At 53.7% G+C, this 17,288-nt stretch carries 19 protein-coding genes; all 19 read left to right on the forward strand.

From position 1 onward, the window contains the following. Window positions 1-4: 4 nt before the first annotated feature. The 19 genes from DXH47_RS07445 (at window position 5) to DXH47_RS07535 (ending at window position 17,262) form a co-directional block, all read left to right on the forward strand. Window positions 5-970: an IpaB/EvcA family protein gene (locus DXH47_RS07445; protein WP_129032732.1), complete on the forward strand. Its 966-nt coding sequence runs from the start codon at window positions 5-7 to the stop codon at window positions 968-970. 79 nt (window positions 971-1,049) lie between these two features. Next, window positions 1,050-1,748, forward strand: coding sequence for an NAD-dependent protein deacylase (locus DXH47_RS07450; RefSeq protein WP_129032733.1), 699 nt, complete (start codon window positions 1,050-1,052; stop codon window positions 1,746-1,748). 10 nt (window positions 1,749-1,758) lie between these two features. Continuing rightward, a complete protein-coding gene (locus DXH47_RS07455) occupies window positions 1,759-2,085 on the forward strand; it encodes a hypothetical protein (protein ID WP_129032734.1) in 327 nt (108 codons plus the stop codon). Window positions 2,086-2,139: 54 nt separating this feature from the next. Continuing rightward, window positions 2,140-2,988 carry a DUF72 domain-containing protein gene (locus DXH47_RS07460; RefSeq protein WP_129032735.1) on the forward strand — a complete coding sequence of 283 codons (849 nt, stop codon included), beginning with the start codon at window positions 2,140-2,142 and terminating at the stop codon, window positions 2,986-2,988. A gap of 136 nt (window positions 2,989-3,124) precedes the next feature. Next, entirely contained in the window at window positions 3,125-5,158 is a 2,034-nt protein-coding gene (gene metG, locus DXH47_RS07465; RefSeq protein WP_129032736.1) for a methionine--tRNA ligase, read from the forward strand. 104 nt (window positions 5,159-5,262) lie between these two features. Continuing rightward, on the forward strand, window positions 5,263-6,039 hold the full coding sequence (locus DXH47_RS07470) for a TatD family hydrolase (RefSeq protein WP_129032737.1): 777 nt from the start codon (window positions 5,263-5,265) through the stop codon (window positions 6,037-6,039). Beyond that, window positions 6,026-6,598, forward strand: a complete 573-nt coding sequence (rnmV, locus tag DXH47_RS07475) for a ribonuclease M5 (RefSeq protein WP_129032738.1) — start codon at window positions 6,026-6,028, stop codon at window positions 6,596-6,598. The genes DXH47_RS07470 and rnmV overlap by 14 nt, the downstream gene beginning before the upstream one ends. Further along, on the forward strand, window positions 6,591-7,481 hold the full coding sequence (gene rsmA, locus DXH47_RS07480) for a 16S rRNA (adenine(1518)-N(6)/adenine(1519)-N(6))-dimethyltransferase RsmA (protein ID WP_129032739.1): 891 nt from the start codon (window positions 6,591-6,593) through the stop codon (window positions 7,479-7,481). Before rnmV ends, rsmA begins: the two co-directional genes overlap by 8 nt. Before the next feature lie 98 nt (window positions 7,482-7,579). Further along, entirely contained in the window at window positions 7,580-7,816 is a 237-nt protein-coding gene (locus DXH47_RS07485) for a Veg family protein (protein WP_129032740.1), read from the forward strand. A gap of 113 nt (window positions 7,817-7,929) precedes the next feature. Next, window positions 7,930-8,784, forward strand: coding sequence for a 4-(cytidine 5'-diphospho)-2-C-methyl-D-erythritol kinase (ispE, locus tag DXH47_RS07490; RefSeq protein WP_129032741.1), 855 nt, complete (start codon window positions 7,930-7,932; stop codon window positions 8,782-8,784). Window positions 8,785-8,965: 181 nt separating this feature from the next. Then, window positions 8,966-9,916: an alpha/beta hydrolase gene (locus tag DXH47_RS07495; protein WP_129032742.1), complete on the forward strand. Its 951-nt coding sequence runs from the start codon at window positions 8,966-8,968 to the stop codon at window positions 9,914-9,916. 81 nt (window positions 9,917-9,997) lie between these two features. After that, complete coding sequence (locus tag DXH47_RS07500; protein ID WP_225423526.1) at window positions 9,998-10,909, forward strand: metal ABC transporter solute-binding protein, Zn/Mn family; 912 nt, start codon at window positions 9,998-10,000, stop codon at window positions 10,907-10,909. Then, a complete protein-coding gene (locus DXH47_RS07505) occupies window positions 10,906-11,613 on the forward strand; it encodes a metal ABC transporter ATP-binding protein (RefSeq protein WP_129032743.1) in 708 nt (235 codons plus the stop codon). Before DXH47_RS07500 ends, DXH47_RS07505 begins: the two co-directional genes overlap by 4 nt. Next, window positions 11,606-12,409: a metal ABC transporter permease gene (locus DXH47_RS07510; RefSeq protein WP_129032744.1), complete on the forward strand. Its 804-nt coding sequence runs from the start codon at window positions 11,606-11,608 to the stop codon at window positions 12,407-12,409. Before DXH47_RS07505 ends, DXH47_RS07510 begins: the two co-directional genes overlap by 8 nt. A 276-nt stretch (window positions 12,410-12,685) precedes the next feature. Next, a complete protein-coding gene (gene purR, locus DXH47_RS07515; RefSeq protein WP_129032745.1) occupies window positions 12,686-13,516 on the forward strand; it encodes a pur operon repressor in 831 nt (276 codons plus the stop codon). Between the two features lie 22 nt (window positions 13,517-13,538). Further along, on the forward strand, window positions 13,539-14,915 hold the full coding sequence (gene glmU, locus DXH47_RS07520) for a bifunctional UDP-N-acetylglucosamine diphosphorylase/glucosamine-1-phosphate N-acetyltransferase GlmU (RefSeq protein ID WP_129032746.1): 1,377 nt from the start codon (window positions 13,539-13,541) through the stop codon (window positions 14,913-14,915). An 86-nt stretch (window positions 14,916-15,001) separates the two neighbouring features. Further along, on the forward strand, window positions 15,002-15,982 hold the full coding sequence (locus DXH47_RS07525; RefSeq protein WP_129032747.1) for a ribose-phosphate diphosphokinase: 981 nt from the start codon (window positions 15,002-15,004) through the stop codon (window positions 15,980-15,982). A 93-nt stretch (window positions 15,983-16,075) separates the two neighbouring features. Next, window positions 16,076-16,429: a DUF3899 domain-containing protein gene (locus DXH47_RS07530; RefSeq protein WP_129032748.1), complete on the forward strand. Its 354-nt coding sequence runs from the start codon at window positions 16,076-16,078 to the stop codon at window positions 16,427-16,429. A gap of 104 nt (window positions 16,430-16,533) precedes the next feature. Next, entirely contained in the window at window positions 16,534-17,262 is a 729-nt protein-coding gene (locus tag DXH47_RS07535) for a GntR family transcriptional regulator (RefSeq protein ID WP_129032749.1), read from the forward strand. Window positions 17,263-17,288 lie beyond the last annotated feature (26 nt).

Here is a 17,288-nt window from a genome sequence, read left to right on the forward strand (position 1 = left end):
TATTATGGAAGCAAAAGATGTTCAATTATCGCCAGTGGTTCAAGGGTTAATCAATGAAGTTAACGGCAAGTTCCCAGGGAAAGTCGAAGTTCAATTCATTGGTCAGCTCCAGTCGGGTTACGTCCGGCACGACCAGGCGCAACAGGTCCAAGATGGCAATAATATCGTCATCCAGGTGGCCGATTTAACGGCGCCGAACTACACGGCGTCTCACGAATTATTACATTTGCTGATGATTTTATCGGGTTTTCCACAGGTCTTCTTCAGTCTGACCACGGGCAACACCCAACTCGACGAACAACTGATGATCATGGGGACTGAACTCTACGATATCGTTAGCCACATCGTCGTGGTCAGCGAACAGCGTAAGCACGAGTTGATTACGCCGGAAATCGAGGAGATGTACTTGAAGGGGGTTCGGGCCACTATCAAGCCGGAACCGACCCCGGTCGACGACGAGATGACGTTGCGGACCTTGACCTTGTTAGACGCGCTGGTCTTCTTCGGTGACGGTCACGACGACATCATCGCCCAATTCAAGCGCGATTACCCGATCAGCTTAGAAGCTGCTCAGAAGTTATACGCGTTGATCACGGCTAAACCGATTGACTCACCGTTTACGCTACGGCGCAACGTGGTCAAGTTGTTCCGGGCCTTTGACGAACAATTGGAGGCTTGGCACTTACCCGCGTTGCATAATGCGGAGTTCACGACTTTGACCAGTGTCGTCTCCAAGCGGCAGTTGGGCTTACAAGTACGGCAAATGTTTGAACTGTACCATTCGGACATGCACGACAAACACAGCCAACGGCGGGCATACGTGGGCTTCAACCGGGCGGACAACCAGAACGCCTTCGTCTTGTCAGCACCAAAGCCCAGCGAAGACACCCCGGATTACTACACCAAGATTTACGACATGACCGTCGCGGACCTCTTCAAGATGTTGAAAATGCCGTACATTTTACGGTAGTCTAGAAGAGACGGGACCCTTAAACGAGTGGGCCCCCACTTGGGAAGTTGTCCCAAGCGTAATGTTAGGGGGATTTTAGATGGAAGCACGATTACAAAAATTATTTGATGACGCCACGCACATCGTCTTTTTGACGGGGGCGGGGGTCTCCACGCCATCGGGGATTCCGGATTATCGGTCGAAAAACGGCCTGTACACCGGGCACCATAACGCGGAGTATTACTTGAGCCACGCTTGTTTGGCCAAGGAACCGGAAACCTTTTACCAGTACGTCAAGCAGAATCTCTACTATCCCGACGCCAAACCTAACGTCATTCACCAAAAACAAGCGGCGTTGACCCAACAAAATCGCGCCACGGTGGTGACCCAAAACATCGACAACTTGTACCGCGAGGCGGGGTGTCAACACCTAGTCGAATTTCACGGGAACCTCTACAAGGTCTATTGCCAGGTCTGTGGTCAACCCGCAGACTGGCACGACTACTTGAAGGACCCACACCACGAGGTGGATGGTGGCTGGTTACGGCCCGACGTTGTTTTGTACGACGAGGGCTTGAACGCCACCAATATCCAACGCGCGGTCGGCGCCATGGCAGCCGCTGATTTAGTCGTCATCGTGGGCACGTCGATGCGGGTCTACCTGTTCGCCGGCCTGCTGAACTACCGCAACGCTAAGGCGCCCGTGGTCGTTATCAACCAGGAAAAATTAGACCTGGGGGTACCAATCGAAATGGTACAAGCGGATGCCACGAGTTTCTTTAACGAACTTCAGGTTTGAGGGTGAAAGCATGACCCATCAAGAGATCATTGCCCAGTTACGGCGCTTAGTCCGACGCTTACGGTGGCTCAACGTGTTACAGTTGATTCCCGATACGTTAGTGATCTACGGCATTTTGCAACTGGGATTCAGTCAGGATTTTGTCACGTTGTTCAATACCACGTTTACGCGTCAAAAAGCGAGCCTGGTCACGATTATGTTCGCGCTCATCGACTTGTGTGTGACCGGGATCCGCCACAATGATCGCTTAGAGGGTCGCAAGCTGATCAGCCAGTTACGCGGCAAGTTGAGTGCCGCGGAAGCCGAACTTATCAAACAATTTCAACGGCTGAAGTAACCCGGCGCCCGCCCCCTGGTGGGGCAACACGGGAATTCGAAGGGAGTGACAGGGGTGATTACCATTGGGTTGACCACCTGGACCGAACATCCGGCCTTGATTGGCGGGGAACAACGTCCGGTCACCTTAACTGAATATGCGGGGACTCTCCCGCTGGTCGAACTCGACACGCCATTTTATGGCATCCCCACGGCCAAAACGATTGCAACCTGGCAAGCCCAAGTTCCGGATGGGTTTCAGTTTATCTTGAAGGCCAACCAGGCCATGACCACCCATGGTAAACGCGACCAAGCCGTGGCCGACGCGGACTTGCAGACGACCTTCACGCACTACCGTGAAATCGTGGCGCCGTTAGCCGCCGCGCACCAGTTACGCACGGTGCTCTTTCAATTTCCGCCGTACTTCAACCGCACCACGGCCAACATCGATTACTTGCGGCAGGTCCGTGTGGCGATGGGGAACTTGCCGGTTGCCGTGGAATTTCGCAGTCCTAGCTGGTTCGCCACACCGGGGCTGACCCAAGACGTGATGCGCTATTTGCAATCGTTGCGGTTGACCAACGTGGTGACCGACGAGCCGCACAACCTAAACGACGGCGTGCCCCTGGTCGGTACCGTGACCACCCCGGACTTAGCGGTAGTGCGCTTGCATGGCCGCAACGCCAAGGGCTGGTTCAATCAGGGGTCCAACTGGCGTAAGACCCGGACACTGTACAAGTACAGCGAGGCCGAGTTGCAGGAGGTTGCTACCCTGGTTACACAGTTAGCGGCGCAGGCTAAAGACGTCTGCGTGATCTTCAACAACAACTCCGGGCGTGATGCCGCGCCGAACGCCTTGCGGTTACAGGAAATCTTGAATTTACACTGGACCAATCTGGCCCCGCAACAGTTAGACCTCTTTTAAAGGGGCTGCAGACCACAAAATCCCCGGTCGTCGCTATGGCTTGCCGGGGGTTTATGCTATACTAAGTGAGAATTTAAACTCGATTACAAACTCGATTTTTTACGGAATATTTTGGAGCAAAGGAAGGCTTTATTTTATGGCAGACACCAAACCAACGTTTTATATCACAACGCCGATCTATTACCCGTCCGGCCGGTTACACATCGGGAATTCATACACCACGATTGCCTGTGACACGGTTGCGCGCTACAAGCGTAGCGACGGTTACGACGTCTTTTTCCTCACCGGGACCGATGAACACGGATTAAAGATTGAAGATAAAGCCCGTGCCAACCACCAGTCACCCCAAGAATACGTCGATGGGATGGCGGCACAAATCAAGCAACTCTGGCAGACGCTGGAAATCTCAAACGACAAGTTCATTCGGACCACGGATGCCGAACACGTGGCGGCGGTCCAAGAAATTTTCGAGCGCCTGTTGAAGCAGGGCGACATCTATCTGGGGGAATACGAAGGCTGGTACTCCGAAGACGACGAAGAGTACTTCACCGAGACCCAGCTGGCCGAAGTCTACCGGGATGACAACGGTAAGGTTATTGGCGGGAAGGCCCCGTCCGGCCACGAAGTCTCCTTGGTTAAGGAAGAGTCGTACTTCTTCAAGATGAGTAAGTACGCTGACTGGTTGTTAGACTTCTACCACCAGAACCCGCACTTCATCCAACCAGAGACCCGGATGAACGAAATGATCAACAACTTCATCAAGCCTGGTTTGGAAGACTTGGCCGTTTCCCGGACCACCTTTAGCTGGGGCGTGCCGGTCAAGAGCAACCCCAAGCACGTGGTCTACGTGTGGATCGATGCCTTATTGAACTATATCACCGCCTTAGGTTACACCAGCGACGATGAAAGCCAGTTCAAGAAGTTCTGGCCTGCCGACGTGCAAATGGTCGGTAAGGAAATCGTCCGGTTCCACTCCATCTACTGGCCAATCGTGCTCCATGCCTTAGGCATCAAGCCGCCTAAGGAACTGTTTGCGCACGGCTGGTTACTGATGAAGAACGGCAAGATGTCCAAGTCAACGGGGAACGTTATCTACCCCGAAACGTTAGTTGACCGTTACGGCCTCGATGCCTTACGGTACTACCTGATGCGCGCCATGCCATATGGCAACGATGGTAACTTCACGCCCGAAGATTTCGTCGACCGGGTCAACTACGACCTTGCCAACGACCTGGGGAACCTCTTGAACCGGACCGTGGCCATGATCAACAAGTACGAAGACGGCAAGTTACCGGCCTTCAAGGCGGGCGTCACGGAATTTGACGCCGACCTGGAACAAACGGCCGCTACTGTCATCAGTCGTTACCACGAGTTGATGGACCAGATGCACTTCGCCGATGCGTTGGCGGAAATCTGGAAGCTCGTTGCCCGGACCAACAAGTACATCGATGAAACGGCACCGTGGCAATTAGCCAAGGATGACAGTGCTACCGACCAATTGGCCGCCGTGATGGCGCACTTGGCTGCGAGCCTACGGGTCATCGCCACCTTGATCAGCCCGGTCATGACCCACGCGCCGAAGAAGATCTTCGACCAATTGGGCTTAGACCCCGAAACGATTACGTTAAGTGGCTTACAGTTGGCTGATTTACCAGCTGGCAAGCAGGTCGTGGCCAAGGGGACCCCAATCTTTCCACGGTTGGACACCGAAGCCGAAGTCGACTTCATCCAGGGTCAAATGACCAAGTCGGAGAAGACCAAGGGCCGGGCTGCGATGGCTGCTAAAGCCCAAAAGCAGGAACAAGACAACGGGGGCGCCAGCGAGCTCACCTTGAACAAGCCGGAGATTCGCTTCGACAAGTTCGAAAAGGTGGAACTCCGGGTCGCTGAAATTAAGGCGGTCGACCACATCGAAGGGGCCGACAAGCTCTTGAAGTTCCAGTTGGATGCGGGGGATCAGGGCTTACGCCAGATTCTTTCCGGTATTGCCCAGTGGTACCCAGAACCGCAATCCTTGGTGGGTAAGAAGGTCATCATCGTGGCCAACTTGAAGCCGCGGAAGATGCGGGGGCAAATTAGCCAAGGGATGCTCCTATCCGCGGAACACGACGGAAAAGTTCAATTAGCCATCGTGCCGCAGAACCTGGTCAACGGCTCTTCAGTTGAATAATCTCAAGGTCAAGCACAACGCGGGCGGCGAATCGAAAGACGCCAGCTCGCGTTTTTATGGTACCGGGCAGTTCTCGGCGCCAAGGCGAGAAGGGAACGGATAGCATGCAAATTTACGATTCACACACGCATTTGAATAGCGAGGAGTTCATCACCGACGTGCCGCGGTACTTGAAGCGCGCCGCGGATTTGGGCGTGACTAAGATGACCATCGTGGGCTCGAACACGGCACTGAACACCAGTGCCATCGACCTGGCGCACAAGTACCCCGAATTAGTGGCGGCCGTGGGCTGGCACCCGGAAGATTCCAAGGACTACACCCCGGAAAAGGAAGCCGAGTTGGAAGCCCAGTTGGCCGACGACCAGGTCCGGGCGCTGGGTGAAATTGGCTTGGACTACCACTGGGATTCCTCGCCGCAAGACACGCAACGGAAGGTCTTTGCCCGGCAGATTGCCATCGCTAAGGAAGTCCACAAGCCTATCGTGGTCCACAACCGTGATGCCTTTGAGGACACCTACCGCATCATCAAGGACGCCGGGATTCAAGACATTGGCGGCGTGATGCACAGCTTCAACGGCGATCCGGAGTGGTTGAAGAAGTTCCTCGACTTGGGGATGCACATCTCGTATTCCGGGGTGGCCAGTTTCAAGAACGCCCACGAGGTCCACGATTCGGTCCGGGCAACACCGCTCGATTGGATGATGGTCGAGACCGATGCACCGTATTTGACGCCGGAACCGTACCGTGGCAAGCAGAATGAACCCGGTTTTACCCGCTACACGGTCGAAGCCATCGCCAAGGAGCGCGAGACCACGCCAGCGGCCATTGCTGAAGCGACTTACCAAAACGCAGAGGAGTTTTACCATATTGAAAAAGATTAAAGAAGTCCTGGTGGTGGAGGGGAAAGACGACACCAAAGCCATCAACCGGGCGGTCAATGCCGACACCATCGAGACACGCGGGTCCGCTATCAATGACGAGACCTTAGCGTTGATTGAGAAATTGGCCGACCAACGGGGCGTTATCATCTTCACCGACCCGGATTTTTCGGGGGAGAAGATTCGTAAGATCGTGGCCGAAGCCGTGCCGAACGCCAAACACGCCTTCTTACCGAAAAAGGCCGGGCGTCCGGGCAAGGCAGGGGGGTCGTTAGGCGTGGAACACGCCACGCCCGAAGCGATTCGTGACGCCCTGAGCCACGTGTACACCGAAACGGAGGCCGCCCCAGAACTCATCAGCCATGCCGACTTAGTGGCGGCGGGACTGATTGGGGGCGCCGGGGCCAAACGCCGGCGCGAAGAGTTAGGTGAACAACTACAGATTGGTTACGTTAACGGCAAGCAACTGGAGAAACGGTTACGGATGTTCGGCATTCAACCGGACACGTTTGCAGCCGCAGTGGCGCAGTTAACACCAGCAAAGGGGGATTTTCGTGAATAACAGTGTACCAGAAATTGGCTCACCGGCCCGGACGAAGGCCATCTTGAACCGTTACCGCTTAGTCGCGAAGAAGAGTTTGGGTCAGAACTTTTTATCGGATTTAAACATTTTACGCAACATCGTGAGTGCGGCCGACGTCACGGACCAGGACAACGTCATTGAGATTGGTCCCGGTATTGGGGCTTTGACCGAGCAGTTGGCGCAACGGGCTAAGCGCGTCGTGGCCTTTGAAATCGACGAGAATCTGTTGCCGGTCTTAGACGAGACCTTACTGCCCTACGACAACGTGAAGATTATCAACCAGGACATTTTGAAGGCCAACTTGCCCGAAGTCATCAAGGCTGAGTTCGAGGCGGGGCATCCCTTGAAGTTGGTGGCGAACTTGCCGTACTACATCACGACACCAATCCTGATGGGCGTGTTGCAAAGCAACGTGACCTTCGACCAAATCGTAGTCATGATGCAAAATGAGGTAGCGGACCGCTTGGCGGCCGAACCCGGCATCAAGGCCTACGGGTCGTTATCCGTGGTGATGCAATACCGTGCTCACATCGAAGTGGCCTTCCGGGTCCCGCGCACGGCGTTCATCCCGCAACCCAACGTCGATTCAGCCATCATTCGTTTGACGCCACGGACGGATTTACCCGTCAAGCCATATGAGGATAAGGCCCTTTTTGGCTTCGTCAAGGGATGTTTTGCCCACCGACGGAAATCGCTGTGGAACAATTTACAGGGAATCTTTGGCAAACAACCGGAGGTCCGGGAACGTATCGCGGCGGTACTCGAACAAGTTGGGATTTCGCGGCAATTGCGCCCCGAACGCTTGACGTTGGTTAATTTTATTGAATTAGTGAACGCTTTTCATGCGGATGGCTTGATGTAACCCTTACCATTGGCTGATAATTGCGCTAGAGTAGGTGTTGTGGTATAATTTGCATTTTTTGTGAAACTATGGTATCATGTTTCACAGAGGTGAAGTGCATGCCAACAAGTTTAGCGAACATTAAGAACAAACTGGATGGGCGAATTGGCGACAAACTGATGGTCATCGCTCAAGCCGGCCGCAAGAAAACAACCGAACGGCATGGAATTCTGCGAGAAACCTACCCAGCGGTATTTGTGGTAGATCTCGACCAGAACGAAAATTCATTCGAACGCGTTTCTTATAGCTATACCGATATTTTAACCAAAAACATCGAAGTCGACTTCGATGAATAAATAATTGGGCCAGATAAGGCCTTTTTATTTTGCACTTTTCCATAGTATAATGGGCTTAATTACATTCAGAACAACGGTAGAGCAGCCAGCCTACCAGGAATTCAGGTGAGCTCATGCAACTGATTGAAAAGGCACCGGCCAAGATAAATCTGGGGCTCGACACGCCGTACCATCATCGGGATGGCATGGAGGAGTGGAACATGGTCATGACTTCGGTCGACTTAGCAGACTACGTCGAGATTCAGGCCTTGCCCCACCACCGGCGGATTCGGGTCGCCTCAAACAGTGGTTTTTTACCCAATGATCAGCGTAACTTGGCCTTTCAAGCGGCCCACTTGCTCCAGACACGTTTTCGACTCAAGCAAGGGGTCAACATTCGATTGAAGAAAAATATTCCGGTCGCGGCCGGCTTGGGCGGCGGCTCATCCGATGCGGCCGCGGTGCTCCGGGGGCTGAATCAGCTCTGGGGGTTGGGATTGTCGTGGCGTGAATTAGCCGAACTGGGCCTGCAGATTGACTCGGACGTGCCGTACTGTGTTTACGGTCGCCCGGCGCACGTGCGTGGGCGCGGAGAACGGATTACGCCGTTACCCAAGCTCCCCGCGACCTGGGTAGTTCTGGCCAAACCCAAGGTCAGCGTGTCCACCCCCAGCATTCTGCAGAAGATTCACTACGATGATCTGGACCATCCGGACATTGACGCGCTGGTTAGAGCGATTCGCAACCAGGATATCGCGGCGATGTGTGCTGTGATGGGGAACGTCTTGGAACCGTTGACGGCAGCTAAACACCCGGAGATTACCCAGTTGAAACGCCAAATGGTCAAGTTTGGCGCCGAGGTGGCCCAGATGAGTGGGACCGGTCCCACCGTTTTTGGCCTGTGTAGTAAGCAATCGCGCGCTCAGCGGGTCTTTAACGGCATGAAGGGATTCTGCCGCGAAGTCTATTTGGTGCGACCATTACCGTAAAAATTAACGCTCAAACGAGATGCGAAAGCCTGGTAAGGTGAAATGACTTGCCGGGCTTTCGTTTTTTAAATTGGAGGATTTGCTGGTTTTACGGGTAAAATTACCGATAAAAATTGGCAACCGGTCCCAATTTCGAGTAAGGTAAAAGGGTAATTGATGACGATAAAGGAGTGGAAGATGGATGACGAAAAAGAAGAAAATTGGGATTGCCACAGCGCTAGCGGCGACCAGTCTGGTTAGCTTGTTTGGAAGCTCACTGGCGGTCTATCGGTTGGGGATGAAGTCCTTTAGTAGTAGCCGGAAGAAGTCCAAGGAGCGCTCGATTGCGGAGAATACGTCGGATGACAATGCCTGGTACCTCCAACAACCCATTCAAGAATGGACGCAGGTCAGCCAAGATGGCTTGACGCTGCGGGCGTCGTTTATCCCGGCAGAATCACCAAAGAGCGACAAAGTAGCCATCTTGGCCCACGGGTTGGGACACTCCCGCGAACAAATGATTCCCTACGCGCGGGTCTTTCGCAAGTGGGGGTACAGCTTGCTGATGCCGGATGCCCGGGCCCACGGTGAAAGCGAAGGCAACACCATTGGCTACGGGTGGTTAGACCGCCACGACTACCAGGGGTGGATTGCCCAGTTACTCGAGCGGTGTGGCCAGCAGATTCAGATCGTTTTGATGGGGGTTTCCATGGGGGCCTCAACGGTCCTGGCCACGGCGGGCGAAGACTTACCGGCCAACGTCAAGGCCGTGGTGGCCGATTCTGGCTACGCTTCCGTCTTTTCGGAAGGTGGCTACCGATTGTGGCACAAGTACCACATCCCCACGGTCCCAGCTATGACGCTGGCAAATCAGTATTCCCGCGTCGATGCCGGTTACCGGTTGCGTGACGGTAACATCGCGGCGCAACTGCACCACACGAAGTTGCCGATTCTCTTCATTCAAGGGGCGCACGACCAAACGGTGCCGATTGAGAACCTGGATATCCTCTATCAAGCGGCCGCGGGACCTAAGCAAAAGTACCGGCATCCTAGTGCCGCGCACATTGCGACCCGGGCGGCTGACCCGGCGACGTATGACCAAAAGGTCGCGGCTTTCTTGGCACCGTACGTGGATTCTGCAAAAAAGGATTGACAGGCTTACATTTTCTGGTAAACTGGTAAACAGTAACAGTTACCATTTACAGAAATTACGGCAAGGAAAGTAGGGAAGCTTGTGCAACGGAAGCGATGGCTGGTTGGCCTGCTGGTCGTCTTAATGGTGGTGCTCAGCGGTTGTCAGACCAAGAGTACCTCCCAGACGACTAAGGCACCGGAAAAGATCCACGTGGTGGCCTCATTGAACTTTTATGGTGAAGCGGCCAAGCGAATTTTAGGCACCGCCGGGACCGTGACCACGGTCATCAACAGTCCCAGCGTTGATGCGGAGAGCTTTGAACCCGATATTGCCACGGCAGAAAAGGTCGCCAAGGCCGACGTGGTGATTCAAAACGGGTTGGGGTACGATAGTTGGATGAGCCGGCTGGTGGCCGCTAATGACAGCAGTCACATCAAGACCTTGAACTTAGGTAAGCTACTGGGCCGCAAAACGGGAGCTAACCCGCATCTGTGGAGTGACCCGCAACTGATGATCGAGATGACCCAAAAGTTGGTTCAGCAATTCAGCCGCATCTCACCACAACACGCGGCGGCGTTCAAACGCCGTGGTAATGCGTACGTCAAGGAGTTACGTGCGTTACCGCGACTGGCACGCACAATCAAACAGCACGCTAATAACCAGCAGGTGGCGGTCAGTGAACCGGTCTTTGACCTGGCCTTAACGGCGATGGGGTACCGCGTGAGTGATAGCCACTTTGCCCAGGCGATTGAAGAAGACAGTGACCCGACGCCAGCCGACATCACGCACTTGGAAACGCAGATTCGCCAGCATAAAATCGCCTTTTTTGTGGAAAACACCCAAAATTCCAGTAAGAATGTGACGTCGATGGTCAAGTTAGCGCACAAGTACGATGTGCCGGTGGTTCAAGTGACTGAAGCCAAGCCGGTCAATGAAAGCTATGTGACCTGGATGAGTAGTCAATACCAGCAGGTCCGGCGAATCCAACAGAAAGCGGGGGCGCAGTCATGACAACGACAGCACCGATTTTAAAACTTGATCATTTGGGGATGACCTTTCCGGGTCACCCCGTTTTTAACGATTTGAACCTGACGATTCACCGCGGCGAGTTCTGGAGCATCGTGGGCGAGAACGGGGTCGGTAAGACCACTTTGATGCGCACGATTTTGCACCAACTCCGGCCGACTACCGGGAGGGTCCACTATCTACCCACTAGTTCGACTGTACGAATTGGCTATGTGCCACAGTTTCGCAACATCGATGCGGATTACCCGCTGTCCATCCGCGACTTCGTGGGGTTGAACCTGACCGGGTGGAAGTTACCGTGGCTGAGTCGCCGCGAACGCGCCCGGGTCACCGATATCCTGGCGCAGACCGGGTTAGCCCAGTTGGTCCACCGGCCGATTGGCCAGGCCTCCGGGGGCGAGAAGCAGAAGGCCTATTTGGCCCAAGCCCTAGTCGAACGGCCCAACCTCTTGATTCTTGACGAATCAACGGCTAGTCTGGATCCGGTCACCAAGACCGAGTTGTTGGACTTGGTGCAAAAAATCAACCAGCAGATGGCGTTGACCGTGTTGTTCGTGACCCACGACATCCCGATGGCCCGGCGCTACGCCGAGCAGTTCTTGATGTTGACGCCGCAAGGCAGCGAACAGGGGCCGATTGCCCAGTTGACCGACCAAAAAGTTTGGCACGAGGAGGCGCAACATGTTTGAGTATGAATTTATGCGTAACGCCTTTGCGGCTGGCACCATCATTGCCATTATCTGTGGCATCATGGGCGTCTTCGTGATTGCCCGTAACATGTCATTTCTGACGCACACGCTCTCCGAAATCGGCTTTTCCGGGGCGGCCTTCGGGATTTTTGCCGGTTGGACGCCGTTGAGCGGGATGCTACTGTTTACCGTGATCAGTTCGGTCATCGTGGGCCGCTTGAGTGTCCGGGCCGAACGGCGGGAAGCAGCCATCAGTGCCATTTCGGCTTTATTTATCGGCCTGGGGATTTTATTTCTGTCGCTAGCCAACACCAATGCCAGTTACGCCACCAATATCTTATTTGGGAGCGTGATTGGGATTAGCAGTAGCGATGTGACCCAGATGCTGACCCTGTCGATTCTGGTGTTGATCGTGATTTTAGCCATCTATCGGTTCTTGAAGTTTGATTCGTTCGACCACACCGGCGCTTTGGTCAAGGGATTGTGGACCAACACGTTATCCGTCGTGTTTTTGGTCTTATTGGCGTTGAGTGTCAGTGTGGCCGCTCAAATCGTCGGCTCGCTACTGATTTTTATTCTGTTGACGCTCCCCGCGGCGACAGCCAAGTACTTCGCCCATTCTGTGGGCCGTATGATGGGATTGGCCATCGTGTTAGCGCTGGTCGGGGTCTGGAGTGGCCTCACGTTGAGTTATTTAACGAATTACCCGGTCTCGTTCTTCATCGCCGCTATCGAAGCGCTCTTTTACTTCCTGGCGCTGGGGTGGCAAACGACGCGCACGGCCGCGAAAGGGTAAGTTTGTATCAGATTACTGTAAAATCCAACGGGCTTTTCGGGAGAACCTTCTCGAGAAGCCCGTTTTAAGGTAGTGGGTATAAAATGTTTAATAAAAAAGAGCGAAGCGCTACCATTACTAGCCGTTGGCGGCTGCTGACGTTCGGCCCTGCCTGAATAAACCAGAAAAAGAGGGGGCGTCGGTGGATTTCTCACGGAAATATCACGAAAAACCCGAACGTTTATGCTAAAATAAAGCATACAATTAGTCCTAAAGAAAATAATTGAGGTGAATAACTTGAAAGTCAGAAGAAGTGATCGCTTAGTCGACATGACGCGCTACCTGCTGGAGCGCCCGCACGAACTGGTTTCCTTGACGTTCTTTGCGGCCCGTTACGAGTCGGCCAAGTCTTCCATCAGTGAAGACCTAACGATTCTGAAACGGACCTTTCAAGCGCGGGGCACGGGGTTACTCGAAACCGTACCCGGTGCTGCGGGGGGTGCCCGCTTCATTCCCTATATTTTACGGGAAGAGGCCGAGCAATTTGTCGGCGAGCTGATTGACGAGCTTTCTTCGGCAGACCGGTACCTACCGGGCGGGTATGTGTATATGTCCGATATCTTAGGCCGACCTTCAGCGTTACGCCAAATTGGGCGAATTCTGGCGACCCAGTATTTGAACCAAAACGTGGACGTCGTGGTGACGGTCGCTACCAAGGGGATTTCCCTTGCCGAAAGTGTGGCCTATTACCTAAACGTGCCGTTCGTTATCGTTCGTCATGACTCGCAAATTACCGAAGGGTCCACGGTCAGCGTGAACTACGTGTCTGGCTCGACCAAGCGTATCGAACGCATGGCGTTATCGAAACGCAGTGTGAAACCCGGTTCACGGGTCCTCTTAGTCGATGACTACATGAAGGGCGGTGGCACGGTCGGTGGCTTACGGTCATTGGTTGACGAATTCGATTCGCAACTAGCCGGGGTCGCGGTCTTAGCCGAAGGCGACTTTGACGGGCAACGTCCCGTTAGCAAGTACACGTCGCTGTTGAAGGTGCAGACGCAAAATAACGAGATTCACGTGACGCCAGGGAATTATCTCACCCAGATCTTTGGCGAAGAAACAAATTAACTAATACTAGGAGATATTTGGCATGAGTACTAGAAATACGATCATTCTGGCAGCCGGTAAGGGTACCCGGATGAAGTCGAAGTTGTATAAGGTCCTCCATCAAGTTTGCGGTAAGGCCATGGTCGACCATGTCTTGACGCAAGTGGAAAAGACGCATATGGATAAGATTGTCACGGTCGTGGGTTACGGGGCCGATGAAGTCAAATCTGCCCTGGGCGACCGGACTCGCTACGTCTTGCAGGCCAAACAACTGGGGACGGGGCACGCGGTCTTACAAACGGAGCCCCTCTTAAAAGATGAAGAGGGGACGACGCTGATTGTCAGCGGCGACACCCCGTTATTCGAAGCCAAGACTTTCGAAGAACTCTTTGCTTACCATGAAGCTAAGCACGCAGCGGCCACGATTTTGACCTCGCAAGCGCCTGACCCCACTGGCTACGGGCGCATCGTGCGCAACAACATTGGTATCGTGGAAAAGATTGTGGAACAAAAGGACGCCACCTCGGAAGAACAAGAGATTCACGAAATCAACACCGGGGTCTACGTGTTTGATAACCAGAAGTTGTTCCAAGCGCTCCACGAAACGTCCAACGACAACGCCCAAGGCGAGTACTACTTAACCGACGTTATCGAAATCTTGAAGCAACGCGGGGACATCGTCGGCGCTTACCGGATGAGTAACTTCGACGAATCCATGGGCGTTAACGACCGGGTGGCGTTGGCCGCGGCCACTAAAATCATGCGCGCACGCATCAACAAGCAACACATGCAAGATGGCGTCACCCTGATTGACCCGGAGACCACCTACATCGATGCCGGCGTCAAGATTGGCCCCGACACCATCATCGAACCCGGCGTCTTGCTCAAGGGCAAGACGGTGATTGGCTCGGATTGCTATATCGGGGCACACTCCGAATTGCGCAACGCGACCTTAGCGGACCACGTGACGGTGACGTCATCCGTGTTGGAAGACTCCGACATGGCCAGCGGGTCCAACATTGGCCCGAACAGCCACTTGCGTCCAGAATCCCACATCGGCCCCAAGGTCCATCTGGGGAACTTCGTGGAAGTGAAGAAGGCTACGATTGGTGAAGGCACCAAGGTGGGTCACTTAACTTACGTGGGGAACGCCAAATTAGGACGGCATATCAACGTCGGTTGCGGTGTGGTCTTCGTGAACTACGATGGCAAGAACAAGCATGAAACGGTCGTGGGCGACGATGCCTTTATCGGGTCGAACTCCAACTTAGTTGCGCCGTTGAACGTGGCGGACCACAGTTTCATTGCGGCGGGCTCGACGATTACCGATGCCGTCAACCAGTATGACATGGCGATTGCCCGGCAACGGCAGACCAACAAACCGAACTATTATCAAAAATTACCATACCGCGGGGAATAATCGCCGGGGGAAAATCTTGTGTTTTTGCCCCGGATAACCTAAACTTATGGTAGTAATTCAGGCAGCTTTTGCTATTGGAGGAAATTATGGCTACGCAATATTTCGATCCTAAATTAAAGATCTTTGCGTTAAATTCCAACAAACCGTTAGCCGAGAAGATCGCTAGCGAGGTTGGGGTGGAACTAGGAAAAACTTCAGTGGACCGGTTCAGTGATGGTGAAATTCGTATCAACATTGAACAAAGTGTCCGGGGATGCCACGTCTACGTGATCCAATCGACGTCGGCACCAGTAAATGACAATTTGATGGAACTCTTGATTATGATCGATGCGTTGCGGCGGGCCAGTGCGGCCACCATCAACGTGGTCATCCCGTATTACGGGTATGCGCGGCAAGACCGGAAGGCCCGTTCACGGGAACCCATTACGGCTAAGCTCGTGGCCAATATGCTCCAAACGGCAGGGGTCACGCGGGTGTTGGCCTTAGACCTGCACGCCGCCCAAATCCAAGGGTTCTTCGACGTACCGGTAGACCACTTGATGGGGGCACCGTTACTGGCAGATTACTTCTTGCGTAACGGCTTAGCCGAAGACGCCGTCGTTGTTTCCCCCGATCACGGTGGGGTGACTAGAGCGCGGGCCTTGGCTGAGTTCTTAAAGGCGCCGATTGCAATTATCGACAAACGGCGGCCACGGGCCAACGTGGCCGAAATCATGAACATCATCGGGGATGTCAAGGGTAAACGTTGTATCATGATCGATGACATGATTGATACGGCTGGGACCATTACCTTAGGGGCACGAGCCTTGATGGATGCGGGGGCCGCTGAGGTCTACGCTAGTTGTACCCATCCCGTCTTGTCCGGACCAGCCATTGACCGCATCCAGGAATCACCCATCAAGAAGTTAGTGGTGACGGATTCGATTCAATTGACTGCCGATAAGCAAATTGATAAGATTGAACAGATTTCGGTCGGTCCGCTGATTGGTCAAGCTATCAAGCGGATTAATGAAAATCGGCCGGTCAGTCCGTTGTTCAAGAACCGTTTCCGGAGTCACCAGCAGTAAAAGCGACCGGAGCGGACACGATAAATCTAGATAAGATAAGGGGTCTGGGAGCTTGTCTCCGGGCCTCTTTTTTCGATAAGGAGCGGATGGTAGATGCAGAAAAATTGGCAACGGTGGGCCACGGGCGTCATCGCGGCGGGCATCCTGGTGGGCTTGGTCGCCCATATTTTAGGCCAACCTCTAATGGTGATCGGTAACCTCCTGTTCATGCTGGGACTTGCACTCATCGTGGTGGGGGCCGTGTTGATTCTAGCGCGCGGGCACCTTTTCACGGGGTGGCGACACCGGCGCAAAAAGGGCGAAGACCCCTTACCAGGTGAGCGGGTCGACGTGCACGACGTGGCTACGGTCAAGAATTCCCCGATTCAATTTAGTCCGGGGGCACGGTTCAGCTTTTTGGCGGGGTTGGGTTTGATTGTTGTGGGTATCATTTTGACGCTCTTATAGCGTTTGCCAGCGCCCGCTTGGACAAAGAACTGCCGGAAACGCCCAAACTCTGGTATACTAGCAAGATTGTAACGTGATAAATTGGGCTTTGAGGGGAGTAAATGATGACAGAATTAGTCTACCGCCGGGTGATGCGGGACCTTAAAAAACGGATTTTAAACGGGGAATTTACCACCAAAAAACTCCCAGATGAGCGCAGCTTGAGTGCGACCTATCAGGTGAGTCGCAGTACCATGAAACGCGCAATGGAGATTTTAGTCGACCAGGGCATCATCTTTAAGAAGCGGGGCGCGGGGACCTTTATTAATCCACTATACTTGAAGGATCGTTCGGCTTTTCGCTACGAAGGCAAAAACTTGGGAATTACGGATAGCTTCCAGGCCAACGGCAAACCGACCAAAAGTCGCTTGCTGGATTACCGGGTCATCCCGGCAACGGCGGAGCTCCAGCAAGAACTTTTCTTGACGGAATCGGACTTCGTGTACGAAATCAAGCGCCTACGGTTGGTGGCTGATAAGCCCGTAATTATCGAAACGGGATACATCCCGATTAAGATTTTGCCCACGTTAACGCCCGCGGTGGCCCAAAGCTCGATTTTTAGCTACGTCCAAGACGTGCAGGGACAAACGGTCAACCGCGCCTTCTTGTCGATTCACGTTCAACCGTCGACAGCGGAGGATCAAGACCTCTTGCATCTCAAGCCAATCGAACCGGTCGGAGTGATGAGTGGAATCTTCTTCTTGGACGATGGCACCCCCTTTGAAGTGTCGACTATGCGGTTACATTACCGCGACTTGAAGTACGGCACTTTCGTGAATTTGAATGAAGATTAGTCCAAACGGGACTCCTGGTGAGCAGG

It is taken from the genome of Levilactobacillus suantsaii, from assembly GCF_004115745.1.
Lineage (GTDB): Bacteria > Bacillota > Bacilli > Lactobacillales > Lactobacillaceae > Levilactobacillus > Levilactobacillus suantsaii.